We start from the raw sequence: 18,752 nt of genomic DNA, 5'->3' as shown, positions 1-18,752 counted from the left end.
GCGGTGCCCGCTACTGCCAGAGTGCGGCGAGGCCGGAGAGCGAGTTCCAGCCCAGGAACAGCGTCAGCGCCCACGCCAGCACACCGATGATGAGCAGCCATTTGGGGTATTCGTAGCCCTGCAGCAGGTCCCGGCGCCGCCAGGCCGCCCAGAGCAGGATGCCGAAGCCCAGCGGAAGAATCAACCCGTTGAACGCACCGGCGAAGACCAGCAGGGTCTGCGGTGCCTGGCCCAGGAACAGATACACCACGGTGCAGAAGGCAATGAACCCGACGGTGATCCAGCTGCGCGTGCGGTCCTTGGTGGCCGGCGTCGTAACAAAGGACACCGAGGTGTAGGCCGCGCCGATCACCGAGGTCAGTGCCGCAGCCCAGAACACGATGCCGAACATCCGCAGCCCGATCTCGCCGGCGGCGTGCCGGAACGCGTCGGCGGCCAGGTTGTCGCCGGCCAGGGTAACCCCGCCGGCCACGACGCCCAGAATGGCCAGGAACAGCAGGGCACGCATGACGCCGGTGACAATGATCCCCAGCATCGAGACCTTGGTGATGTCCTTGACGTATGAGGGACCGGTGGTGCCCGAATCCAGCAGGCGGTGCGCGCCGGCGTAGGTGATGTAGCCACCCACCGTGCCGCCGATCAGCGTGGTGATGGTCAGGAAGTCCACCTGCTCGGGCAGGACAGTGTTCTTCAGCGCCTCCCCTACCGGCGGCGCGGCGCTGATGGCTACGTAGAGCATCAGCAGGATCATCACTGCGCCCAGTGCCACCACAATCCGGTCCAGGGCGAGGCCTGCCTTTTTGGACAGGAAGATGAAGATGGCGACGGCGGCGGAGATGGCGCCGCCGATCTTGGTGTCCAGGCCCAGCATGGCATTCATCCCCAGGCCGGTGCCGGCAATGTTGCCGATGTTGAAGACCAACCCGCCCAGGAAGACCAGTCCCGCGAGGACCCAGCCGGCCCCCGGGAGGACTTTGTTGCCCAAAACCTGGGCGCGCAGGCCGGAGACACCGATGATCCGCCAGACGTTCAGCTGGACCGCGATGTCCACCAGGATCGAGACCAGGATGGCGAACGCAAACGCGGCACCCAGCTGGACCGTAAACACCGTGGTCTGGGTGATAAAGCCGGGGCCGATGGCACTGGTGGCCATCAGGAACATGGCACCGAGTAAGGCCGTGCGCTTGGCGTTGGGCCGGACCTTTACCTTGGTAGACGTGCTGTCCATGGTGATTCCGATCGCTGGAAGGTGTGGGGCATGCCACGTGGGCTTCCAGCAGTCTAAGGGTTGTTCAACAATCCGCAAGCGTTTTGTTGAACGATCCGGCGATTGTTAACACGGTCTTTACAGGGGGTTACGGCCCGGACATTCCCGGGCCTCTGGGAACGGCCGGGAGGGCCGTGGCCCTACGCCCAGAGGTCGATCAGCCCGGCGACCGAGTTCCAGCCGAGGTAGAGGGTCAGCAGCCAGGCCAGCACCCCGGCGATCAGCAGCCAGCGCGGATACCGGTACCCGGCGAGCAGGTCGCTGCGGCGCCAGGCTGCCCACAGCAGGACGGCGAAGCCCAGCGGGAGGATCAGCCCGTTGAAGGCTCCGGCAAAAACGAGCAGGGTCTGCGGCGGCTGCCCGGCGAGCAGGTAGGCGGCTGCACACACGGCAATGAAGGCCACCGTGAGCAGGTTCCGGGTACGAGTACTGGTGGTGAGCTTGGTAATAAAGGACACCGATGTGTAGGACGCACCGATCACCGAGGTCAGTGCCGCCGCCCAGAAGACAATGCCGAACAGCCGGATGCCGAACTCGCCGGCAGCTATCTTGAAGGCATCGGCCGCCAAGTTCCCGCCGGTCAGCACCGCCCCGCCCGCCACCACCCCCAGCACGGCCAGGAACAGCAGCACCCGCATCACGCCGGTGACAATGACTCCCAGCAGCGCGGCGCGGGTGATCGGGCGGACGTTCTCCAGCCCGGAGTTGCCCGAATCCACCATCCGGTGCGCGCCGGCATAGGTGATGTAGCCGCCCACGGTGCCGCCGATCAGGGTGGTGATGGCGAGGAAGTCCACCTGGTCCGGCAGCACGGTATTCTTCAGGGCGCTGCCCACCGGCGGGCCGGCGATGATCGCCACGTACAGCATCAACAGGATCATCACGATCCCAAGGACCACCACTACCCGGTCCAGTGCCAGGCCCGCCCGTTTGGACAGGAAGATCAGGATGGCCAGAACGGCAGAAATCCCGGCGCCGATCCGCGGTTCCAGCCCGAGCATGGCGTTCAGGCCCAGCCCGGTTCCGGCTACGTTGCCGATGTTGAAGACCAGCCCGCCCACAAACACCAGGATGGCCAGCACCAGCCCGGCACCGGGCAGGACCTTGTTCCCCAGGACCTGGGCACGCAGGCCGGAAATGCCGATGATCCGCCAGACGTTCAGCTGCACGGCAATGTCCACGAGGATCGAGACCAGGATGGCGAACGCAAACGCGGCACCCAGCTGGACCGTAAACACCGTGGTTTGGGTGATGAAGCCCGGTCCGATGGCGCTGGTGGCCATCAGGAACATGGCACCGAGGATGGCGGCCCGCTTGGGGTCAGGGGGTTTCCGGTCCCGCTTGCCTGCGGCGGCGGGCGGATCGTCGGGGGCAGCCTGCTCGTCCATGCGCCTGTCCGTTCCTCGCGGGTGCGATTTCCGCGGCCAGTGTACGGCGGCGGAACACGGGCCGGAAGACGTTACCCAAGCATCGAATCGCCGCCCGGCTCCATCCGGCCGTAGTTGGGTTCGCCCGCCCAGCCGGCTTTCCGGGCGCCGGGAACAACCACCTTTCCGGGCTTCGCCGCTTGCCGGCTTCGGGCGGTGTCCACGGCGTCGCGGATCCCGGCGCGGAGCGCAGGACCATGTCCGGGCAGCAGCAGGCAGGCGTCCAGCCCGGCCAGGACCGCCAGTGCAGTGTCCACCCGCGCGCCGTCGTAATGGAACATTGAATGCAGCAGCTGCGGACCGCTGCGCGCACTGATGGCGTGGCCGGTGACCAGGGCGTCGCCGGTGACCACCGCTTTGGCGTCCGGGAGGTAGAACGCGGTGTGCCCGGGGGTGTGCCCAGGCGTCGGGACCGCTACCGGCCGTCCGGGAAGCCCGGCCAGCAGGTCATCGGTCCAGACGGCCGCCGACCGTACCGGTATGCCCTTCGGCCCGCCGGAGCGCAGCACGTGCCGCGCCCAGCGGAAGACCCGGGGCTGCCAGGCGCGGAACAGTACCTGCAGCGGCGTAACGGAGAACTTTTCCTCCCCGGAGAGGTGCTTATGCTCGGCGGCGCTGCTGAGGACGGGCGTGCCGTACTCGCGGGAAAAATAGGCGGCGGCTCCCGTGTGGTCCACGTGGGCGTGCGTAATCAGGACGGCGACGGCGTCGGCCGGGTCCAGGCCTGCGTCGCGGATGGAGGCCAGGACCAGAGGCAGGTCGCCGCGGTAGCCGCCGTCGATCAGCGTGAACTGCGCGGCCCGGCGCAGGAGGATCCAGTTCGACGCCGGGCCCTCCACGAATAAGACGTCGGCTGCCGGTTCGCTCATGCGGTACTGGCTGCTCTTCACGGCTCCCCTACCGGTTCTGCCTGACATTGTCCCTGCCGGCGGGCTCCGCCGACAGACCCCGCCCTCCTGCCGCGCCATTCATCGGCCAGGAGCGCATAGCGAAGGTCATCGAGCCAGCGGCCCGAGCGGTGTAGGGACCCCTGCCGGGATCGCCCCTCGCGCCGCATACCCGTTTTTTCCATGACCCGCCAGGATGCGGTGTTGTCCGCGAAACACTCAGCCACGACCCGCCGCAGGCCCAGTTCCTCGAAACAGATGCGCACCAGTTCAGCTACGGCTTCGCTCGCATATCCCCGTCCGGCATATTCCGGTGCGATGACATAGCCGATCTCCGCCTGCGTACCCCGTGCCAATACCTCTATTTCTTTCTGCGCCCACGCGTCCTGGCGGACAAGATAGAGGTCACCAACCAGCGTTCCGGCGTGTTCCACAACAAAAATGGCTGCCAGCTGCTCCGGCTGCCCGAGCCGCTCCACGAAGGTATCCACGTCCGTGGGCTGGGCCGTCAGCCATTGCGCGACCTCGGGCTTCCGGCGGTACTCGAATACCTGCGGCAGGTCTTCGAGGACGGCGGGGCGGATGGTGAGGCGGGGTGTGGTGACGGGCCAACGGACCTCAAGGGGATTCGCAGTCATGGCACCATAATGGCCTATGCGGGTCTCCGGCCGGCCTCCCGGAAAAACCAGCCGCAACCCATTGACCGGCGCCCCGCCCGGGCGTAGCTTCGTAGTCAACCGAAAGGTTGAACAACCAGTACCTTGATTACACGTCTACAGAAGCTGACCGACCGCATGGACTCCCACAGCGACGAACCCCTTCTGGACAAGGCCTTCCTGGCCCTGGCCGATCCGGCCCGCCGCCAGATCATCGCCCGGCTTTCCCGGGGCCCTGCCACGGTCAACGAACTGGCGGAACCCTTCGAGATATCGAAGCAGGCCATCTCGAAGCACATCCAGGTCCTCGAGCAGGCGCAGCTGGTCACGCGCAGCCGTGACGCACAGCGCCGGCCCGTCCACCTGAATCCCGCACGGTTGGAGGCGCTCACCGCGTGGATTGGCCAGTACCGGCTGGTCCGCGAGGAGCAGTTCCGCAGCCTTGATGCCGTGCTCAACGCACGGGCCGCAGCGAAAGGCGGCCCGCCGGCAAAGGATTCATCATGACCAACGCACTGCAGCTCACCGTCCCGGAAGGTGTCCCCTTCATTGATTTCAGCCGCGAGGTGGACTATCCCGTGGATCAGGTCTTCCGGGCGTATTCCGAACCGGACCTGCTGGTCCAGTGGCTGGGACCGCGCCGGATGAAGATGGACATCAACCACTACGACTTCCGCACCGGAGGGTCCTATAGCTACATCCACACCGGCCCGGAGGGTATCCCCTACGAGTTCCGGGGCATCTTCCACACCGTGCGGGAGAACGAGTTCGCCATCCAGACCTTCGAATTCTCCGGCTATCCCGACGTCACCAGCCTCGAGTTCATGACCCTTGAGGCGCTCGACGGCGGCCGCACCCGAATCACCGCCCATGCGATCTACCCCTCGATGGAGGCACGGGACGGCATGGCTGCCTCGGGGATGGAGTCCGGCGTCGCCGAAGGGTTCGACCGGATGGATGAGCTCCTCGCCCAGCTCCAGCCGGAGGCACTGCAGGGAAGGGGCGCGTGATGAGCAACCCGCTGACGATTCACGCCCCCGCGGGTGAACCCTTCCTGGAGTATCAACGCGACTTCGACTTTCCGGTCAGCGCTGTCTTCCAGGGACACACGGATCCGGACCTTTACGTCCAATGGATCGGCCCGGAGGAGCTGACCACTCGGATGGACGTGTTCGAGCCGCGGTCCGGCGGTGCCTACCGAGTAGTCCAGTCCGCAGGCGACGGCGAGGAATATGCCTTCCACGGCATGTTTCACACGGTACGCCAGGACGACTTCATGCTGCAGACCTTTGAATTCGAGGGCTACCCGGACGTGGTGACGCTCGAATACAACACCTTCACCGAGCTGCCCGGCGGCAGGAGCCGGGTGACGGGCCGTTCCCTGTACCCGTCGGTCGAATCCCGGGACGAGTTCCTGGGCAACGGCATGGAAGAGGGCATGTCTGACGGCTATAACCAGCTGGATGCTCTGCTCGCATCCGTTCGAACCGGAAGGTAGGAGCGACCATGGACTGGACCCTCGAGGTAATGATCGTCCCGGTTAGTGACCAGGACCGTGCCATCGCTTTCTACCGCGACCAGGTGGGCTTTCACCTGGATCACCGCACGTCGACCGAGCAGATGGACTTTGCGCAGCTGACACCGCCCGGCTCCGGCTGCTCGATTGTGCTCGGGGATCCGGGTTCCCAGCAGGGCATGGTCCCCGGTTCCCTGCGGGGACTGCAGCTGGTGGTACCGAATGCGCAGGCGGCCCGGCAGGAACTGCTGGACCGCGGCGTGGAGGTCGGCGACGTGACCGTTTTTGACGAGCGCGACGGCGGAACGTTCTTCAGCTTTGCGGATCCGGACGGCAACGGCTGGACCGTGCAGGAGATGAAGGTCCGGGCGGACAAGCCACTGATTCCGCACGAGGCGCGGATTAGCTATGCGGCGGAGCAGCACTAAAAGAGCCGCAGAGCATCAACCGTCGAACGGCGGGGAGCCCCAACGGTGTCCCCGCCGTTCACATGTGCAGCCACCCCCTGAAAACGACATCCCGCCAGCAGGCGTAATATGGATTGGCCCCTGAACTGGGCCTACCCCCACATTCCAAGGTGCGTTTTTCTTGAAGTCCTCCTTTACCCAGGCATTGGCCCGCGGGCTGAATGTCCGGCACATCCGCTTCATGGCGCTCGGCTCGGCCATCGGCACCGGCCTGTTCTACGGGTCCGCCTCGGCCATCCAGTCCGCCGGACCGTCCGTCCTGCTGGCCTACATGATCGGCGGAGCCGCTGTGTTCCTGGTTATGCGGGCCCTCGGCGAGATGGCAGTCCGGCATCCGGTGACAGGTTCGTTCGGCCACTACGCCAGCCGCTATCTGGGCCCGTTCGCCGGGTTCATCACGGGCTGGACGTTCGCCTTCGAGATGGCCATCGTCGCCATTGCCGACGTCACGGCGTTCGGCATCTATATGGGCTTCTGGTTCGAAGACGTGCCGCGCTGGATCTGGATCCTGGCCGTCATCCTGCTGATTGCCGCACTGAACCTGATGCGGGTGAAGGTCTTTGGCGAGACCGAGTTCTGGCTCTCGCTGATCAAGGTCGCTGCCATCATCGCGATGATCGTCGGCGGCGCGGCCATCGTGGTCTTCGGGTTCGGACTGCCCGACGCCGCGAACCCCGGCCTGGATACAATGCTGGGCTCCGGCGGGTTCTTCGCCAATGGATTCTGGGGGCTGCTGGCGTCCTTCTCGATTGTGATGTTCGCCTTCGGCGGCATTGAGACCATCGGCATCACCGCAGGCGAAGCGGACAACCCCAAGAAGGCCATCCCCGCTGCGGTGAACACCGTTCCGGTCCGCATCCTGCTCTTCTACGTATGCGCCCTGGGCATCCTGATGATGATCTTCCCGTGGCAGGACATCAACGGCGAAACCAGTCCGTTTGTGCAGATCTTCGACACCCTGGGCATCCCGGCGGCAGCGCACATCCTCAACGCCGTGGTCATCACCGCAGCGATCTCCGCCATCAACTCCGACATCTTCGGAGCCGGCCGCGTCCTTTACGGACTCGCACAGGAAGGCCAGGCACCGGCGTCGTTCGCCCGGATTTCCCGGAACGGGGTGCCGTGGATGACCGTGGCGACCATGGCGGTGGTGCTGCTCGTCGGCGTCGTGCTGAACGCCCTGCTGCCCGAATCGCTGTTCACGATCATCGCGTCCATCGCCACCTTCGCGACCGTGTGGGTGTGGCTGATGATCCTGCTCTCGCACATCGCCATGAAGCGGGAAATCAAACGCCGGAACCTGCCGGCATCGGAGTTCGGCGTGCCGTTCTGGCCGGCCGCGTCCTATGCGGCACTGGCTTTCATGGTGTTCATCGTGGTGCTGCTGGGCATCATGCCGGACACGCGCGTGGCCTTGATCGTGGGCGCCGTATGGATCGCGCTCCTGTTCGTCGCTTACCGTCTGTGGGTCCGCGGGGACGGTCTGGTACGTGCGGAACTGGCGGATGAAACGTACGACGACGGAGCGCAGGGGGCAGCGGAAAGCCGGGTCTGATTCGCGCCGCTGGCTACTCCCGCTACCCCGGAAGAAGTCGAGACGCCCCGTGCGAGCGGACCCGGCGTTCGGACGGCAGCCAGACGGTACGGAGCAAAGCCACCTGGAAACGCCCCAAACGCAGCGTAATCAGCGGCCAGTCGGTCTGGACACGCTCCGGTTCGTCCGCTTGCTCCCGCTCCTGCAGGGTTCGCCGGAGGCGGTGCCGCTGTTCCAGCTCGGCTGTCCGCAGGCGGTGTTCCATCTGGGCGACCTCGATCTCCATGAGTCCCATGCGTGAAACGCTAGACACCATGGCGGGGTGCGGGCCACTGCCTTGCGGACACCCTTGGTCCGCAACCAAAATCCCTTCCGCAGCCCCGGACAATGAAACTCCCCTCGGCCGGGAGAATGAAGGCCACCCGTGGACGCCACCGCACCCGAATAGACTGGTCCTGTGCCTAATTCCTCCGCCGCCGGCCGCTTCGCTCCCAGTCCCACCGGGGAGCTGCACGTAGGAAACCTGCGCACCGCCCTGCTGGCCTGGCTCTTCGCCCGCAGCACCGGCCGCCGGTTCCTGCTGCGGATGGAGGACCTCGACCGGGTGCGCTCCGGCGCCGAAGCGGCGCAGCTGCGCGACCTAACCGCCGTCGGCCTGGATTGGGACGGCGAGATCATCCGGCAGACCGAACGCACTGAAATCTACCTGGACGCCATCGCCGGGCTGCGCAGTGCTGGACTCGTGTATGAATGCTTCTGCACCCGGCGCGAGGTGGCGGAAGCGGCGTCGGCCCCGCACGCACCGCCCGGGGCCTACCCGGGCACCTGCCGGAACCTCACCGAAGAGCAGCGTTCCCGACGACGGCGCGAACGCCCCGCCGCCCTGCGCCTGCGGGCGCACCTAAACGAGTTCACCGTGACCGATGAGCTGCACGGCAGCTACACCTCGGCGGTGGATGACCTGGTGCTGCTGCGCAACGACGGCGTCCCCTCCTACAACCTTGCGGTGGTCCTCGACGATGCGTTGCAGGGCATTGACCAGGTAGTGCGCGGGGATGACCTGCTGAGTTCGGCACCCCGCCAGGCGTACCTCGGATCCCTCCTCGGGTTGCCTCCGGTCAGCTACGCCCACGTTCCGCTGGCACTGAACACTGCGGGCCAGCGCCTGGCCAAGCGCGACGGCGCCGTCACCCTCCCCGACCTCGCCGCAGCGGGCCTGGATGCGGACGCCGTCAGGGCCCTGATCCTCGGGTCCTTGGGCCTGCCCGGAGACCTCAGCGAAGCCCTGGCTGAATTCTCTCCCGCGCAGATCCCGCTGGAGCCGTGGATCTTTGAGGCCAAGGCCTACGTGCCCTAGGACGTGCAGCCCACGCCGTCGCCGTCCCGGTCGAACTTGGGATCCCAGCCGGCGTCTCCCGGGCGGATCGGTGCCACGCCTGCAGCCTTGACGGCGGTGCAGTTGGCATAGACGGTTCCGGCGGGCGCAGCTGGAGCGGGTTCCACCGCGGGAGCGGCAGGTACTGGCTCAACCGCGGGTGCGGGCTGCGCTTCCTCGGCTGGCTGCGCGGCATCGGCTGCAGCAACCGCTGCGGCAGGCACGGTGCCGTCCCGCGCGGGAACCGGCTCATCCGGGCAGCCGGACAGGACGGCAGCGATCGCATCATGCTCTGCCTGCGTCATCCACAACCGGTATTCGGCCTTGACGGCAGTCTGGCGGGCTACGTATTCGCAGCGGAAGGCCTTGTTGGCCGGCAGCCAGGTGGCGGCGTCGCCGTCGGACTTGGAGCCGTTGGCGGGACCGTCGGCGGCCATGAGGTTCAGCGGATCATTGGCCAGCTGCCGGCGTTCCTCGGCGGACAACTGCTGTGCCCCCTTCTGCCAGGCATCGGAAAGGGCCACCACGTGGTCGATCTGGACGGCGGTGCTGGTGGTGTTGCCGCGGACAAACGCAATGGTGGTTCCCGTATAGGGATCCAGGAAGGTGCCCGAAGCAACCACGCATTCCTGGGTTCCGTCCTTGTACACAATGTCCACGAGGTCGCGGGCGAGGATGTCGTTGCGGGTGTCGCAGCCGTTGCGGTCCGTATCGGCCCAGGCCGGACCGAACTGCTCGCGGTCGTACCCGGTCTTCGGCGCGCGGCCCTTGATCGGGATGCCGGCCAACTGGTCCAGCGCCGTGCCGGCTGCGGCGGGCTCGGCAGGTGCGGCGGGTTCCGCAGAAGCGGACGGGGCCGCGGATTCCGTGGAGCCGGTCGCGGGTTGGCTCGCGGAGGACGGGGCTGGGTCGGAACCCGTGTCGGTGGCGGGGGTGCAGCCGACTACGCCGAGGGCGAGCAGGGCAACGAGGGACAGAGCTTTGGTGCGTAGTGAAGTCATCAATGTCCATTATGAAGGATTGACCGTTCAGTATTACGCGCCGGATTTTCCGCGAGTCGGCCTACCCGGAGAGGAAATACCCCGGCACCCGCAGAACCTGTCCTTTAGCGCGACAACCCCAAATAGCGGAGTATTTCGGACTTCCGTTATAGTTTTTTGGCGCGTCAATAGACGGGGCTCCGGGCCGGCCACCACCTCGCCAGATAGGCTTCGGTGTCCGCCTTTTGACAGGATATAAATGGGGAAATCACTTTCGCACCGTGCGCGCCGCACCGGTGCCACACTGGCAATTACTGCGTTCTTAGGCAGCACGTTTATTGCCGGACCTGCTTTCGCTACAGAGGAAACGCCGCCGTCGGCCGAAATCCGCAGCAGCGACGTTCCGGATCAAACCTCCAATCGGTTCATCGTGAAATTCCGTGACAAGGCGGGAATCTCCTCCACCAACCGGGCCGAGACCTATGACGAGGCTGCCGCGGAAGTGGGCGGCGCAGCCACGGAGCTTTTCGAGACCGCAACCGGTGCTTCCGTAATCGCCTTGGACCAGGAATTGACGGCCGCTGAGTCCACGGCAGTGGTTGCCGCACTTGCTGACAACCCCGAGGTCGAGTACGTCGAACCGGATGTGCTGCTGACCGCAGCTTCCGTGGATCCCAACGATCCCTACTATCCCGATCAATGGGATCTGTGGGAGCCTCTGGCGGGCGCAAACGTGGCCGCTGCTTGGGAAGCCACCCGGGGTGAGGGACAAATCGTAGCGGTGGTTGATACCGGAATTACCGACCACAGTGACCTCAACGCCCAGATGCTGCCCGGTTATGACCTGATCAGCGATGCGGCACAGGCCCGCGACGGCGATGGCCGGGACAGCAATGCACAAGACGAAGGCGACTGGCACGATCCAGGCCGCTGCGGGCTCACTTACAGCGAGCGTTCGTCGTGGCATGGAACGCACGTAGCTGGCACAGTGGCTGCCACGTCCAACAACGGCAAGGGCGTTAGCGGTGTTGCTCCCTTAGCCAAGATCGTTCCTGTCCGCGTCTTGGGCGAATGCGGCGGCTGGATGTCCGACATTACTGACGGCATCATCTGGGCCGCCGGCGGCAGCCTGCCGAACGTGCCCGTCAATCCCCATCCGGCGCGGATCATCAACGTGAGCATCGGGGGAAACAACACCTGTTCCAAAACTTCACAGGCTGCCATGGACTATGCCAAAAGCCGGGATGCGATCGTTATCGTGGCAGCAGGCAATAACAATCGACCCGTTTCGACCTCGCAACCAGCCAACTGCCAGAACGTACTGGCAGTCGGCGCGACAGGGCGGGATGGAACCCGGGCTCCCTATTCAAACCACGGACCCGGCATTGACATCATGGCTCCCGGTGGAAACACATCCAAAAGTCCCGGTGGCGGCATTGTTTCTACCCTCAATGACGGTGGGCAGGGCCCCGAGAACGAGGCCTATGCCTACTATCAAGGCACATCGATGGCCGCTCCCCACGTGGCGGGAGCCGTCGCGTTGATGCTGTCGGCCGACGGCGCGTTGACGGCTGCAGAGATTGAATCCCGGTTGACGACGACGGCGCGGGATCTGCCCAATGGCTGCGACCCATACTGCGGGCCGAAACTGCTGGACGTGGCCGCAGCCGTCGCCGAACCGCCGATGTTCGCCGACGTACCGGCAGGCCTGCTTTTCTATGACGAGATCCAGTGGATGGGAGGCGAAGGCATCTCCACCGGCTGGCCGGAAGCCGACGGCACCAGGACCTACCGGCCGTACCAACCGGTGAACCGGGACGCGATGGCCGCCTTCATGTACCGGCTGGACGGAAGCCCTGAATTCACCCCACCGAACGAGTCACCCTTCACGGATGTGGCAACGAGCAACCCGTTCTACAAGGAAATCACCTGGCTGGCATCCAACGGCATCTCCACCGGCTGGCCGGAAGCCGACGGCACCACGACCTACCGCCCGTACCAACCGGTGAACCGGGACGCGATGGCCGCCTTCATGTACCGGCTGGACGGAAGCCCTGAATTCACCCCACCGAACGAGTCACCCTTCACGGATGTGGCAACGAGCAACCCGTTCTACAGGGAAATCACCTGGCTGGCATCCAACGGCATCTCCACCGGCTGGCCGGAAGCCGACGGCACCAGGACCTACCGCCCCTACCAACCGGTGAACCGGGACGCGATGGCCGCCTTCATGAGCCGCTACAACTCCGGTAGCGGCCGCTGACGGCACGCATCGGCCAGCACCCTGAAAAGGGAGGTCCGGGTTTCCGGGCCTCCCTTTTTGCACCCCGACAGTGCCGGCACCCGGCAACCGGAAACCTCTTCCCTCTCCCGCCGCATCCAAGTAGGTTCGTAAACCAATCGGATTCCCGTTCCAAACCTCCCGCAGGAGATGTCATGGCAACCAGTAAAAACGGCACCAAGGAAGTTTCGGCCCGGCAGCCGTCAGCAGCCAACGGACTCGCGGCGGATGAGCAAAGCCTGGACGGCCAGCGCGTGGCGGTCGCGGAGGACTATGCGCAGGAACTCGACGAGCTGCAGGAACTGAAAACGAAGGGCAAAAAGCTCAAGATCAAGGTCGACGACGACGCCTGGCGCCAGAACTACCCCTACGACACCAAGCTCAGCCGGCGCACCTATGACCGGCAGAAACGCCGGCTCCAGATCGAACTGCTGAAGATGCAGCTCTGGGTCAAGGAAACCGGGCAGAAAATGCTCATCATCTTCGAAGGCCGTGATGCCGCCGGGAAAGGCGGGGCGATCAAACGGTTCGACGAGCACCTGAATCCCCGCGGTGCACGCGTCGTGGCGCTGGAGAAGCCCACCTCCGAGGAGCAGACCCAGTGGTATTTCCAGCGGTATATCCGGACCCTGCCCAGCGGTGGAGAGATCGTGATGATGGACCGCTCCTGGTACAACCGGGCCGGCGTCGAACGCGTGATGGGGTACTGCACCCCGGCGCAGTACCTGGAGTTTATGCGGGAGGTTCCGGAACTCGAACGGATGCTCGTCAATTCCGGCACCCTGCTGCATAAGCTGTGGTTCTCTGTGGGCCGGGCGGAGCAGCTGGCCCGGTTCGCTGCCCGGGAAACGGATCCCGTGAAGCAGTGGAAGCTCTCCCCCACCGACCTGGCCAGCCTGGATAAGTGGGACGCGTACACGGAGGCGAAGGAAGCCATGTTCTTCTACACGGACACCGGAGACGCGCCCTGGACCGCGGTGAAGTCCAATGACAAGAAGCGTGCCCGGCTCGAAGCGATGCGCCATGTGCTCAGCACAGTGGAATATCCGAACAAGGACACGTCCATTGCGCATGCACCGGATCCGCTGATTGTTGGACGGGCCTACAACCATTTTGAAGAGGACGATGAACCGCACGGTAGTTTCCCCGTGGTGAAACCGCAGGGAAACGCGACGACGCAGGCCGCGGGGTAGCTGCAGTAGCCGTGCTGCTCACGGCTCAGGCTCCGGCCAGTCGCTCCGCCTGCGCGGGCAGGAGCAAGCATAGGATCGCGGGGTGATAGCCCGCGAAATAGGAAACGGCCGACCCTTGGTGCTCATACACGGGTTTGGCGTAGACCACCGGATCATGCTGCCCCTGGAAAGCGCCCTTGGCGACCTTGCCTGGCGTCGCATCTACCTTGACCTTCCGTGGGCGGAGCACGGTTCGCGGAAGCCTGCCGCCGGCACCCAAGAGGTGGCAGACGGCGTCGTCCAGGAAATCCGGGACCGGCTGGGCGACGAGCCGTTTGCCGTGATCGGGAATTCCTTCGGCGGCATGGTGGCCCGGCACGTTGCCCATACCCTGAAGGACCAGGTGCTCGGGTTGGCAACCCTGGCATCGGTGTTCACGGCGATCCACGAAGACCGGATCCTGCCGCCCCGGCAAGTAATTCACCGGGACCCGGCCCTAATTCATGCCGCGGCAGAAGGCGCATCCGACTTCGCGGACGAGGCGGTCCTGCAGACGGCCGGCACTTTTGCCGCCTTCTCCGAATTCGTATTCCCGGGCCTCCGGGGCGCGGATCAGGCACTCATGGAACAGATTGCCGCGGACTATGCGCTGGATGCGGAGCCCGAGCTCGCCCACCCGCAGCCGTTCGAAGCACCGTCCCTGCACATTTTCGGCCGGCAGGACCATGTCACAGGGTATGAAGACGGCTGGGCAGCGCGGGATCATTACCCGCGTGGCACCTTTACCGTGCTGGACGCCGCCGGGCACAACCTCCACCTCGAACGTCCCGGGCTGGTCTCAGCTTTGGTGCGGGATTGGATCGAACGCGTCGAAATCCATGTGGGCTCTGGTTTACCGGCATCCGCCGGACTGTCCTAGCCCGCGGCCCGGTATTCCTCCTCCAGCATTCCGAGCAGCACCTGGTCGTGGAACTCTCCCCGGTGGAACACGGCGGCGCGGCGTCGTCCTTCCTCCCGGAACCCCAGCGAGCAATACAGATGGATGGCCCGCGAGTTATAGGACCATGTCTGCAGTTCGGCCTTATGCGCACCCATTTCCTCAAAGACAATCCGCAGTCCGAGCTGCAGGGATTCCCGGCCCAGGCCCTGGTCCTGGAATTCCGGGCTGATGATAATTGCCATAGTGGCAATCCGTTCCGGAACGGATATACCCCAGACGCTGATATGTCCGATCAGCTTTTCGGCTGGATTGACAATGCTGTAGCCGAAACCGGACGGTGATTCGTTCTTGCTCCAGGTCCGGAACATGGCTGCCGCGGTCTCCTGCGGACGGACGGTCACCCGGTCCTGCTGGAGGATCGCCTGGGACGGGTCATTCCACCACGCGACCAGGTGTGCGAGGTCCTGTTCACGAAGCTCTCGGAAGCGGACCCGCTCGCCGGTGAGCATTGAAGAGGACCATTCCTGAAGACCCGCAGAATCATTCATGCGGCGATAATAGCGCACGGGTATTTAGGAGCCGGGACTGCACCGGGGCTTAAAGCGGAGGAGGACGGACGCGGACGACGACGGTCCACTCTGACGCGTGAAACGGCGGTTCCACGCTGGTACCCGACCAGGAGGAAAGTAAAACGCAGATCACGCCATTGTGACCCGCGCTACTAACATCCTAAACAGGGCACCCCGGACCCTGCCAAATCCCGCGAAAAAACCCGACGGCGGAAACCGTCAGTACCGCGTGAGACGATAAAACCATGCTCGAAACCCCTCCGCTCGTAGACGTTACCGACGTCATCCGCGTGGTCGGCGGATCGGCGTTTCAGCGGGGCCAGACCTACGCCAAGGGTGGCGCCGTGGAGGCCCTGGAGTGGGATGCGCAAGGCGAGGTGCTGCGCGCGTCTGTCCGCGGCAGCGCGTCGGTCCCCTACCGGACCATGCTGCAGCTCGGCGCTAAACGCCAGGGCGACTACCGCCTGCTGGACAACCACTGCAGCTGCCCCCTCGGTTTCGACTGCAAGCATGTTGCCGCGGCAGCGCTGCAGAGCAACACCGAGCATTTGATTTCCCGGCAGGAGCTCTCCGCCCCCGCCCTACGGCCATCCGTGCCGGCCTGGCAGCAGTCGCTGCAGACCCTGATCGATGCCGATCTGGCAGACAGCACCAAGCCCACGGAAACCACTCCCCTGGCACTGCAGTTCGAACTGCGGAACTTTGCTGCGGCAGCTGCGCCCCGCTGGGGCGCGCCCACCCCGCGCAGCCGGCACCGGGCCACGCCCTTCCGCCTGGGGGTGCGTCCGGTGGTGCGCAACTCCAAGGGCAACTGGGTCAAGAACAACCTGGCGTGGAGCAATATCAGCTACCAGACCTACGGGCTGCGGCTGGATCCGGACCAGCACCGCTGGTTCTCCCAGTTCCCGGCCCTGCACCGCTCCAACGGCGTGAGCTACTTCGGGCAGAACGATTCGTGGCTGTACCTCGACGACTTTGCCAATCCCCTGCTCTGGCAGCTGCTGGATGAAGCGGTGCGGCTGGGCATCCCGTTTGTCGGCACCAAGAAGGACGCCGCCGTCCGCGTCGGGAAACTCGCCACCCTGTCCCTGGATGTCCGGGCCGCCGGCGGGGACACTCCGGCGCCGCTGCAGCTGCTGCCCACGCTCGAAGTGGACGGCTCGCCGGTTCCGCTGGAAGATGCCGGGATCATCGGCAGCCACGGCATCTACCTCCGGTCGCCGCAGAACACCATCACGCTGGCACCTACGGCCAAGACCCTGACGGAACAGGACAAGGGCCTGCTGCTCCAAGGCGCCCCGGTAACGGTGCCGAAGGCAGACGCCGCGGTATTCCTCGAGAAGTTCTACCCGCGGCTGCGGCAGGTCCTGCCGGTCACCAGCAGCGACGACTCCGTGGAGTTCCCCGAGATCGAGCCGCCCGCGCTGCTCCTCACCGCCGCCTTCGGCCCCGAGGACCAGTTGACCCTGACCTGGAGCTGGGTCTATCAGCACGGCAGTTCCTCCACCCGGCTGCCGCTCACCCGCACACCCCAGAGCGGCAAGGCAGGGGCAGCGGACGACGGCGATACCTCCTACCGCGACATCCCCGCCGAGGCGGCACTCCTGGCGGCTGTGGGGAAAACCCTGCACGCGGTACCCCGCAACCGGATCCTGCGCGAGATAGAGGCCGCCGAATTCACCGAGCATGTCCTGCCGGAGCTGGAGAAGCTCGACGGGGTGCGGGTGGAGATCGAGGGAAACCGGCCCGATTACCGGGAGCTGCTCGAGGCGCCGAAGCTGAAGATCACCACGGTGGAAACCGAACGCCGCGACTGGTTCGACCTCGCCGTGATGGTCACTGTGGAGGGCCGGCTGGTGCCGTTCGCGGACATCTTCAAGGCCATAGCGCAGGGCAAAACCAAGCTGATGCTCGTGGACCGGACCTACCTTTCCCTGGACCGTCCCGAGTTTGAACATCTCCACGCGCTGATCAATGAGGCGCAGGGCCTGCAGGAATGGGATACCGGAGAACTGTCCATCAGCCGTTACCAGGCCGGACTGTGGTCCGAGCTGGAGGAACTGGCGGAGGAAACCGAGGAAGCCGTCGCCTGGCGGGAGTCCGTCTCGGCCCTGCTGGACTTGGAATCCGTGGACCCGGTGCCGCTTCCCGCCGGGCTCCAGGCCAGCCTGCGGCCGTATCAGCAGGACGGTTTCAACTGGCTGGCGTTCCTCTGGGACCACGGCCTGGGCGGGATCCTGGCCGACGATATGGGACTCGGCAAGACCCTGCAGACCCTCGCACTGCTTGCCCACGCCCGGGAACGGCAGGCGCAGGAAGAATCGACCGCACAACAGCGAGCCGAAGAATCGACCGCGGTAGCTCAACCCCGCCGGCCCTTCCTGGTGGTTGCCCCCACCTCGGTGGTTCCCAACTGGGCGTCCGAAGCCGCACGCTTCACACCGGGGCTGAAGGTGGTGACTGTCTCCGACACCAGCGGCAAGTCCCGCGTACCGCTGGCCGAGGTGGTGGCAGGGGCCGACGTCGTCCTCACCTCCTACGCTGTGTTCCGGCTGGACTTCGCCTCCTACCGGAAGCAGGAGTGGGACGGGCTGATTCTGGATGAGGCGCAGTTCGTCAAGAACCGGGTGACCCGCGTGCATCAGTGCGCCCGGGACCTGCCCGCGCCGTTCAAACTGGCCATCACCGGCACCCCGATGGAAAACAACCTGATGGAGCTCTGGGGGCTGTTCGCCATCGTGGCGCCGGGCCTGTTCCCCTCCGCCCGGAAGTTCGCCGACGAATACCAGCGGCCCATTGAACGCGGCGACAGCCCGGAGCTGCTGGCACGGCTGCGCCGGCGTATCCGGCCGCTGCTGATGCGCCGCACCAAGGAAGCCGTGGCCAAGGACCTGCCGGAGAAGCAGGAGCAGATCCTTGAGGTGGAACTGCATCCGAAGCACCGCAAGATTTACGAGACGCATCTGCAGCGCGAACGGCAGAAACTCATGGGCCTGATCCAGGACATGGACCGGAACCGCATGATCGTCTTCCGTTCCCTCACCCTGCTGCGCATGCTCAGCCTCGACGCTTCACTCGTTGAGCCGGAGGAATACGACGGTGTGCCCTCGGCGAAGCTGGACGTGCTCTTTGAGCAGCTCGAAGACATTACCGCCGAAGGCCACCGCGCCCTGATCTTCAGCCAGTTCACGTCCTTCCTGAAAAAGGCCGCCCAGCGCCTGGACGAGCAGGGCATCAAGTACGCCTACCTCGACGGCTCCACCCGCAACCGGGCCGAGGTGATTGCCTCCTTCAAGGACGGCGTTGTTCCGGTGTTCCTGATCAGCCTCAAGGCCGGCGGATTCGGGCTGAACCTCACGGAGGCGGATTACGTCTTCCTGCTGGATCCGTGGTGGAACCCGGCCGCGGAATCCCAGGCGGTGGACCGCACGCACCGGATCGGGCAGAAAAACAACGTCATGGTGTACCGCATGGTCGCCCGCGACACGATCGAGGAAAAGGTCATGGCGCTGAAGGAGCAAAAGGCGAAGCTGTTCTCGTCCGTAATGGACGACGACGCCGTCTTCAGTTCCGCGCTCACCGCCGACGACATCCGGTCGCTGCTCCAGTAGCGGAACTGCGTTGGGTCTGCTGCAGTAACGGGCCTGTATCAGCCGCGGATCCCGACGTGAATTCGGCCAC

Annotated in this window: 17 protein-coding genes; 10 read left to right on the top strand and 7 right to left on the bottom strand. The window is 65.2% G+C overall.

All coding sequences use genetic code 11. From position 1 onward, the window contains the following. Nucleotides 1–10: 10 nt before the first annotated feature. The 4 genes from N2K99_RS03170 to N2K99_RS03155 all read right to left on the bottom strand — a co-directional run bounded on the left by N2K99_RS03170 (nt 11) and on the right by N2K99_RS03155 (nt 4,219). Nucleotides 11–1,228 (bottom strand): NRAMP family divalent metal transporter, encoded by a 1,218-nt coding sequence (locus N2K99_RS03170; RefSeq protein WP_227933837.1) that lies wholly within the window; start codon nt 1,226–1,228, stop codon nt 11–13. 179 nt (nt 1,229–1,407) lie between these two features. Beyond that, nucleotides 1,408–2,655 carry an NRAMP family divalent metal transporter gene (locus N2K99_RS03165; RefSeq protein WP_227933836.1) on the bottom strand — a complete coding sequence of 416 codons (1,248 nt, stop codon included), beginning with the start codon at nt 2,653–2,655 and terminating at the stop codon, nt 1,408–1,410. A 71-nt stretch (nt 2,656–2,726) separates the two neighbouring features. After that, entirely contained in the window at nt 2,727–3,563 is an 837-nt protein-coding gene (locus N2K99_RS03160) for an MBL fold metallo-hydrolase (RefSeq protein WP_231711892.1), read from the bottom strand. A gap of 17 nt (nt 3,564–3,580) precedes the next feature. Beyond that, nucleotides 3,581–4,219: a GNAT family N-acetyltransferase gene (locus N2K99_RS03155; RefSeq protein WP_227923136.1), complete on the bottom strand. Its 639-nt coding sequence runs from the start codon at nt 4,217–4,219 to the stop codon at nt 3,581–3,583. A 156-nt stretch (nt 4,220–4,375) separates the two neighbouring features. Here N2K99_RS03155 and N2K99_RS03150 point away from each other — a divergent pair, with 156 nt between their 5' ends. The 5 genes from N2K99_RS03150 (at nt 4,376) to N2K99_RS03130 (ending at nt 7,775) form a co-directional block, all read left to right on the top strand. Next, on the top strand, nt 4,376–4,744 hold the full coding sequence (locus N2K99_RS03150) for a helix-turn-helix transcriptional regulator (protein WP_227923281.1): 369 nt from the start codon (nt 4,376–4,378) through the stop codon (nt 4,742–4,744). Continuing rightward, nucleotides 4,741–5,247: an SRPBCC family protein gene (locus tag N2K99_RS03145; protein ID WP_227923133.1), complete on the top strand. Its 507-nt coding sequence runs from the start codon at nt 4,741–4,743 to the stop codon at nt 5,245–5,247. The genes N2K99_RS03150 and N2K99_RS03145 overlap by 4 nt, the downstream gene beginning before the upstream one ends. After that, nucleotides 5,247–5,735 (top strand): SRPBCC family protein, encoded by a 489-nt coding sequence (locus tag N2K99_RS03140; protein ID WP_227923131.1) that lies wholly within the window; start codon nt 5,247–5,249, stop codon nt 5,733–5,735. The genes N2K99_RS03145 and N2K99_RS03140 overlap by 1 nt, the downstream gene beginning before the upstream one ends. 8 nt (nt 5,736–5,743) lie before the next feature. Then, the gene (locus tag N2K99_RS03135; protein ID WP_227923129.1) at nt 5,744–6,181 is read left to right on the top strand and encodes a VOC family protein; all 438 of its coding nucleotides are present in this window, start codon (nt 5,744–5,746) and stop codon (nt 6,179–6,181) included. 220 nt (nt 6,182–6,401) lie between these two features. Continuing rightward, a complete protein-coding gene (locus N2K99_RS03130; RefSeq protein ID WP_227933904.1) occupies nt 6,402–7,775 on the top strand; it encodes an amino acid permease in 1,374 nt (457 codons plus the stop codon). A gap of 22 nt (nt 7,776–7,797) precedes the next feature. Here N2K99_RS03130 and N2K99_RS03125 read toward each other — a convergent pair whose 3' ends face one another. Next, the gene (locus tag N2K99_RS03125; protein WP_227923127.1) at nt 7,798–8,049 is read right to left on the bottom strand and encodes a hypothetical protein; all 252 of its coding nucleotides are present in this window, start codon (nt 8,047–8,049) and stop codon (nt 7,798–7,800) included. Between the two features lie 162 nt (nt 8,050–8,211). On the opposite strand from N2K99_RS03125, the gene gluQRS reads away from it, so the two are divergent. Continuing rightward, entirely contained in the window at nt 8,212–9,111 is a 900-nt protein-coding gene (gluQRS, locus tag N2K99_RS03120; RefSeq protein ID WP_227933834.1) for a tRNA glutamyl-Q(34) synthetase GluQRS, read from the top strand. Here gluQRS and N2K99_RS03115 read toward each other — a convergent pair. After that, nucleotides 9,108–10,130, bottom strand: a complete 1,023-nt coding sequence (locus tag N2K99_RS03115) for a DUF1524 domain-containing protein (RefSeq protein ID WP_227933833.1) — start codon at nt 10,128–10,130, stop codon at nt 9,108–9,110. The genes gluQRS and N2K99_RS03115 overlap by 4 nt on opposite strands. A 238-nt stretch (nt 10,131–10,368) precedes the next feature. Between N2K99_RS03115 and N2K99_RS03110 the strand changes: the two genes are divergently transcribed. The 3 genes from N2K99_RS03110 (at nt 10,369) to N2K99_RS03100 (ending at nt 14,481) form a co-directional block, all read left to right on the top strand. Further along, entirely contained in the window at nt 10,369–12,372 is a 2,004-nt protein-coding gene (locus N2K99_RS03110; RefSeq protein ID WP_227933832.1) for a S8 family serine peptidase, read from the top strand. A 173-nt stretch (nt 12,373–12,545) separates the two neighbouring features. Beyond that, complete coding sequence (ppk2, locus tag N2K99_RS03105) at nt 12,546–13,583, top strand: polyphosphate kinase 2 (RefSeq protein ID WP_227923123.1); 1,038 nt, start codon at nt 12,546–12,548, stop codon at nt 13,581–13,583. A 154-nt stretch (nt 13,584–13,737) separates the two neighbouring features. Next, nucleotides 13,738–14,481 (top strand): alpha/beta fold hydrolase, encoded by a 744-nt coding sequence (locus N2K99_RS03100; RefSeq protein ID WP_260554753.1) that lies wholly within the window; start codon nt 13,738–13,740, stop codon nt 14,479–14,481. Here the strand turns inward: N2K99_RS03100 and N2K99_RS03095 are convergent. Next, complete coding sequence (locus N2K99_RS03095; protein ID WP_227933830.1) at nt 14,478–15,050, bottom strand: GNAT family N-acetyltransferase; 573 nt, start codon at nt 15,048–15,050, stop codon at nt 14,478–14,480. The genes N2K99_RS03100 and N2K99_RS03095 overlap by 4 nt on opposite strands. A gap of 266 nt (nt 15,051–15,316) precedes the next feature. Between N2K99_RS03095 and N2K99_RS03090 the strand changes: the two genes are divergently transcribed. After that, on the top strand, nt 15,317–18,682 hold the full coding sequence (locus tag N2K99_RS03090) for a DEAD/DEAH box helicase (protein ID WP_227933829.1): 3,366 nt from the start codon (nt 15,317–15,319) through the stop codon (nt 18,680–18,682). Nucleotides 18,683–18,752: the final 70 nt, after the last annotated feature.

The organism is Arthrobacter sp. zg-Y1110, from assembly GCF_025244865.1.
Classification (GTDB): Bacteria; Actinomycetota; Actinomycetes; order Actinomycetales; family Micrococcaceae; genus Arthrobacter_B.
This window is presented reverse-complemented; position numbering and strand designations above follow the sequence as displayed.